Source organism: Lactobacillus sp. UMNPBX19 (genome assembly GCF_002553805.1).
GTDB lineage: Bacteria > Bacillota > Bacilli > Lactobacillales > Lactobacillaceae > Lactobacillus.
In genome coordinates, this window is record NZ_PCYR01000045.1 from 1 (window position 1) to 6,444 (window position 6,444).

Annotated in this window: 6 protein-coding genes; all 6 read right to left on the reverse strand. The window is 32.3% G+C overall.

Annotated features, from left to right (window positions below; all coding sequences use genetic code 11):
• Positions 1-2,467, reverse strand: a 2,467-nt coding sequence (locus CP370_RS08745; RefSeq protein WP_098046674.1) for a DUF3427 domain-containing protein, incomplete at its 3' end; no start/stop codon positions are given.
• A 62-nt stretch (positions 2,468-2,529) separates the two neighbouring features.
• Positions 2,530-3,357 (reverse strand): exodeoxyribonuclease III, encoded by an 828-nt coding sequence (locus CP370_RS08750; protein ID WP_087713417.1) that lies wholly within the window; start codon positions 3,355-3,357, stop codon positions 2,530-2,532.
• A 136-nt stretch (positions 3,358-3,493) separates the two neighbouring features.
• A complete protein-coding gene (locus tag CP370_RS08755) occupies positions 3,494-3,760 on the reverse strand; it encodes a GlsB/YeaQ/YmgE family stress response membrane protein (protein ID WP_004898354.1) in 267 nt (88 codons plus the stop codon).
• Between the two features lie 39 nt (positions 3,761-3,799).
• The gene (locus CP370_RS08760; RefSeq protein ID WP_172821783.1) at positions 3,800-3,961 is read right to left on the reverse strand and encodes a CsbD family protein; all 162 of its coding nucleotides are present in this window, start codon (positions 3,959-3,961) and stop codon (positions 3,800-3,802) included.
• Positions 3,962-4,266: 305 nt separating this feature from the next.
• Complete coding sequence (locus CP370_RS08765; RefSeq protein WP_087713418.1) at positions 4,267-5,334, reverse strand: hypothetical protein; 1,068 nt, start codon at positions 5,332-5,334, stop codon at positions 4,267-4,269.
• A gap of 2 nt (positions 5,335-5,336) precedes the next feature.
• A partial coding sequence (locus CP370_RS08770) for a YcaO-like family protein (protein WP_143467873.1) occupies positions 5,337-6,444 on the reverse strand: 1,108 nt, incomplete at its 5' end.

Genomic DNA, 6,444 nt, shown 5'->3' on the forward strand with positions numbered 1-6,444 from the left:
CTGAAACGTCCTTAGGCCAGTTTAAGAGGCGACAAACGTCCTTACGATCATATTGTTTATACAAAGTAAATTGTTGATCAGAATCATATTCTTTTGAAAGCGCCAAGCCTGTTTTTATAACATCGTTAAATAGGTTTTTAAATTGCTGATTAGCCCGTAAGCTCTGCGAAAGTTGACTTGAAAATAGATAGTGCTTTCCTGTCTTTTCAATTAATGGAATATTTCCATACTGCACTTTTTTCGTTGTTTTTCCTTGTTTCACGTCAAAAAATTCTAAGGATAAAACTTTCCCAATTGAATCTAGTACAGCATCATTTACATAGCAATTTTTTCCTTCGAGTAATTGCAGATAGGATGCTTCACTTACCTTTTCCTTAACTAAACAGCTTTCTAAGAGCAATAATTCATGCGGTCTTTTGCCAAATAACAACTCCTTCGTTACAAAAGATAAAACAGAACTTTGATAATCCGTTAGCTCGACTTTTTCTCCCATTTTCTTTAAAAAATCGCCATAGTGGGCTAAAAGGTGATTTTTAGCAAAAACAGTTGGAGCGGTTGTTCCATATTGATAAAAGTCATATAAAAGAGGGACGCGCCCCAGTTTTGCCTTTAAATCTTCATAGGACTTTTTCAGCTCCCGCATGCTATCTAGTTTTATTTTTTCAAGTGAATCTAAAATCCTTTGTGAAGCTACCTCAGTAAAGTTAATTGTTGAAACATCGATAACTTGCGGTACTTTACTTTCTCTAATAACTTGATCTTTGTCACGACTCTTATCACCATTTAAGGCAATTGGAATTAGATAGTTATTCTTATAATTACCCAGGAAATCAATTACAGTTACATAGTCTTTTCCCGGAAATTTACGCAGCCCACGCCCTAGTTGTTGAATAAAAATAATACTCGATTGGGTATTTCGGAGCATCACAATCTGATTTAGGGATGGAATATCGATTCCTTCATTAAATAGATCTACGGTAAATATATATTCTAATTCACCATTTTCTAACTTCTTAGTTACTTCTACTCGTTTCTTCTGACTGTCCTCATTAGTCAGAGCCTGTGCAAGGTGTCCAGCTTGCGTAAATAATTCTGCTAACTTTCGTGCTTCTTCTTGCCGACTGCAAAATACTAAACCTTTAGCTTCTTTACCGCAATAGCCATAGTAATCAAGCTGTTTAAGGACATAATCAACTCGCTTTTCAGCAACTAAGTTTTTTAATTTACTAGTTTCAGTAATTACCTCATCGCCTACCGTATAATCTTCTACTCCCACATAGTGAAACGGTGTTAACATCTGCTCATTCAAGGCATCCTTTAGCCTAATTTCATAAGCTAAGTGATAATCAAATACTTCATAGATGTTTTGCTTATCCATTCTTTCAGGTGTAGCAGTCATTCCTAGTAAAAATTTAGGCGTAAAGTGTTCTAAAATTTTTTGATAAGTTGGAGCGACCACTCGATGGGCTTCATCAATTAAAATATAATCGAATTCTTTTGGATCCAATTTTCCTAAAACTTTATCCTGACTTAAAGTTTGAATGGTTCCAAAAAGATACTTTTTATTAAAATCATGCTTATTTCCAGTTAATAAACCATAGTCCTCACGACTTCCGCCAATTATCTTATAAAAACTCTCTAAAGATTTTTTAGCAATTTGTTCTCTATGTACTAGATAAAGAAATTTTTTAGGGTGATATTCTCGAACTGCAAATGCTCCCAAATAGGTTTTTCCCGTCCCAGTGGCAGAAACAACCAGGGCTCTTTTTGCATCCTCATTTACTAGAGCAGTTAAATTATTTAGAGCAGCTTTTTGCATTTTATTAGGCAAAATATCTTCTTTTCGATCAGTTGCCAAATGCATAGCTGTCTTTTTGACAGGCTGCCAATTTTTCTCATATTCTCTAATCCAGGAATTGGTAAGTGGAAGGCTAGTAGTCATCGCAATCTGAATTTGATTGTTAACTTCTTGAAATAAGTGGCCATTTTCATGAGATGTTACTTTTAATCCCCACTCGCAATTTTTCAATAAAGCTGATCTAGTAAAATTTGCACTCCCAATTAAAATAGTTTGATAATCTTCATGATTAAAAATATATCCCTTAGCGTGAAAACCAGCTTCTTCACTTAGCCGAACTTTCAGGTTCGGTATTTTCATTAATTCCTTGAAAACTTTCGGACTATTAAAGCCAAGATAAGTACCTGTAATTAACGTACCGCTAATTCCTTTTTTAGCTAGTTCCGACATCACTAATTTAAATGGAACAAGCATATTTTCAGAAATAAATGCAACTGCCCAAGTAAAAGAAGTAGCTGATAATAATTCTTGCCGCAAAGTAAACCAGATCTTGTTCTCCTTATCATTACTTACTAACTGGGGACTCAAGAATTCATTGCCATTATTTTTATCCTTATCGTATAACCCATTCAAAATTGCTTCTTTTAAAACGTTATCCACAGCCTTCACTTCCCATCTAAATTAAAAAAGAAGACCTAAACGATCTTCTTCACTTATCCACAAGTGGATAATTATAAATTAATTTCTAGCATAATTGGACAATGATCTTTACGATCTCCGGTATCGATCATTTCTGATTTAGTTACCTGATCAGCAATTCTATCAGAAACAATATAATAGTCAATTCTCCAGCCTGAGTTATTAGCCTTGCTGGTTCTCACTCTTTGAGCCCACCAAGAATAGACTCCTTCAATATTGCCATGAACTTTTCTAAATGTATCAGTAAAGCCAAGTTTGAGTAGCTTATCAAAATCTTGTCTTTCTTCATCAGTAAAGCCAGCGTTATGATGATTATTTTCAGGGTGTTTCAAATCAATTGGAGTATGTGCAACATTATAGTCACCACTAGCGATTACTGGTTTACTTTTATCTAATTTTTGTAAATATTCTGTATACTTTTCATCCCAAATTTGGCGATCTTCTAATCGTCTTAATTCGTTTCCAGAATTTGGTGTATATACTTGAGTAACATAATAATTATCGAATTCTAAGGTTAAAATTCGTCCCTCATAATCCATTGTATCGGGTGCGCCAATAGTCGGCTTAGTTACCTCAGGCGTTAAAGTGTTTTTATATAAAAACATTGTCCCGGCATAGCCTTTTCTTGCTGGCTCTTCAGAAGAACGCCAGACATAGTCATAGTTAGGTAACATCTCTGCAAGAACTTCTTGGTGCTTCTTCGTTGGACCAGTAGAACGTAATTTTGTTTCTTGAATAGCAATAATATCGGCATCTTTTTCTTTTATTGTATTTAAAACGCTACGCGTAAGTTGGGCACGCGGTGAGTCACTGGTTAAAGCAGCATTAAGGGAGTCAATATTCCATGAAATTAAACGCATTGTTATCTCTTTTCTTACCTAGATTTTTATATCATATCCATTATACTATGAAAATTTAAAAGGCCGCCCATAGAAAAAAGCAGTCGACTAAGACTGCTCTTTTGAGAGAGAATTTTTAAATTGTGTTAAATATGATTTATGAATGAGCTTTTGACCCAAATAGCATTGTCATAATCCATGATACTAAGATAACTAAAATAATAGCTCCTAGTAATGATGGAACAATTGCCATTCCCGCTACTTGCGGACCCCAAGCACCAAGCAAAGCTTCGCCTAGAGATGAACCTACTAGCCCAGCAATAATATTAGCAATCCAGTTCATTGAGCCGCCTTTATGAGTAATGGCTCCTGCAATCAACCCGATTACGCCTCCGACAATCAAAACCCAAATCCAGTGAAGCATGGGGATCGCCTCCTATTTCTAAAATATACAATGAGTAGATTATTCTAAGTCTTCTTTTACTTCAGTAGCCTTAGATTTCACCTTTCCTTTAGCTTGTTGAGCTTTTCCTTCGACCTCACGAGCTTTATCACCAGTGATTTTTCCTTCTACTTCTTTAAGCTTACCTGCTATCTTGTCTTTAATTCCATGTTTATCTTCCATCATAATTAGGCTTCCTTTCCTAAAAATACATAAAAGATTGATTTAGCTAGCTATTTTTAATCTTTGTATGACTTATGATTGATTAACTTAATCATATCAAGTCCTGATGAATAAAGATATTCTACTGCCTACAGAGCAATAAGCTTAAGACTTCCTTAATAACTTATTATGTATAGTATACAAATATATCAATTTAAGGTTATTAAAAAATTTTATTATCTGTTAAACAAATATCATGGCTTAAATTAATACTTTCTTTTTAAATTATTAGTTATATTTAGTAATTAGATAGCTAGAATATCTTCTTAATATAGTCTCTCATTAAAATTATCTTCTGATATTTTCGTAGAAATTAGTGCATAAAAAGGTGTATATTTATTATTCTCAAGACCTAATTCTTTTTTCCAATGCACTGGAAGTACTTGTTTTACTGGACGATTAATAAAATTTATTTTTGAATTTTTCAGACAGAGTAACTGTGACAAAAACGCAATCGTTTCAATTGTATTAGAATTTATATTTTTTCCTAGTTCAAATAAAGTAATAGCAGATCCATTAATAGGATCCCAAAACGGATACTCCCGTTGCAGCCATTCATAACTTAATTTATGTTGATTATTATCTATATAATAACCATTTCCCCCATTCTTAAAATACATGATATTAATATCTGTTGGTAACACCTTCATTAAATTCATTACTTCTTTAACTTCAACAGTATCTAATGTTTTCATATCAGATATTTCTTCAAAGTTTGTAAGCATTCCATAATAATTACCACTAGATCGATTGATGTACTGATCACTTAATTTAATTAATCCATTTTGTAAGTTAGGTTCATTTAATAATGAAATGTAGTCATAATCATCATTAGTTGTAACATTGATTTTGCAACCAAGGTTATTAGCTAACTTATAAATACTTCCTATCGCATGGCCGCATTCTAAAACTTGCAACGTATTATGAATAGCTTGATACATTTTTTTATTAATTTCACATGTTTTAACTATGTAGTAGCTATTAGGTACTAGCTTAACTTCTTTACTTTCAAAAATTTGAACCTTATCCATACCTATTACTTTGGTAATTAATTTGGATGAACTAATTGCTAAAAATATACGTATTGTATAAAAACTGCGAGCTGATGGATAGCTCAAATGAATGGGATACGGAGTAAAATCTAAGCTTCTAAAAGGCTGTTCAATAGCAGGCTTTAATAAAACTTGATATAAGTTATCAATCTTGCTAATATCTATATTTTTCTGTTTAACTAATTGGCTAAAAAAAGAAGTTCCATAAAATTGCTGACTGTTATTTGCAACCTCAGTGCAGCGTTCATAATCTATCCTAAAGTCGTCTTTTGTATATTTCATAATTATGCTAGCGGTAAATATTTTGGCATATCCGAAGCCAAATGATAATCAAAAACCATACTTTTACCGCCTACTCCTATTACCTTTTGACAGTATAGTCCCTGACTACGAAGTTCGGGTATACTTAAATCTACAGAAATAATTTCCTGATATTTGTCTCTTAACCCTATATTTGACAAATTAGTTAAATTTGAATAATTATATATTTTAGTGTACTTCGTCAAGATTTTGATTTTATTTGAATTATTTACGTCAAAATAATAATTTTGAATATCTTTTAAAATATTCAAATTATTAGATTTTATATTTTCTTCTTTATATTTTAGGGCTCCCCACGCTTCGCTCAATGCATGTTTTATAGCTTCTTCTATATCTAATTTTGCCGCAAATCCCGAAGACTGATATGCTTTCTCATTTTTAGGATTGGTTAACTGACACCAAACTATAAAATTATTATTAACTCTATATTTATAAACAAAATACTCAATAGTTATGCCATGTCTTAGAAGATATGGTGATACTCCTATATATGGATTTAATTTTACTTGAAATAAATCTCTACCTTTGTTTAACCAGCAAGTAAGTAAAACATCTCTTTCAATATATTCCCTCAAAGCTCGTCTAAATGCGTCTTTATTACTTTTGCCTAAGGCAACCCCATTCGAACTTCCAAGATATTTGCCCATATCATCTAAAGGTTTACCATAAAATACAAAGTTATAAGGTATTCTTACTTTATTATCGGAAAAAATACTGTGACCATTTACCCAATATTTTGTTTTGCCATTCAACATTGAATTACTCCAATCAATACCTAACTGATCATAATCAATTTGATAACCTTTAGGTTTATCGTATATAAGTGTGGGAGGAGTAAAGCAACAAAGTCGCTCAAAATATTCATAGATGGCCTTATTTTTGCTGTTAAAAGTTCCATCTGAATATGAATATCCAATAATATTAGGATTAGTAGGGTTTATTATTATATTATGATTTTCATACGACATATCTACCCATCTATACTGTATAGGTAAATAGTAATTATTATTTTCGCTGATTGTAAAATTAAATTGAACACTTGATAAAAAATAAAAAGTCCATTCGGACCTG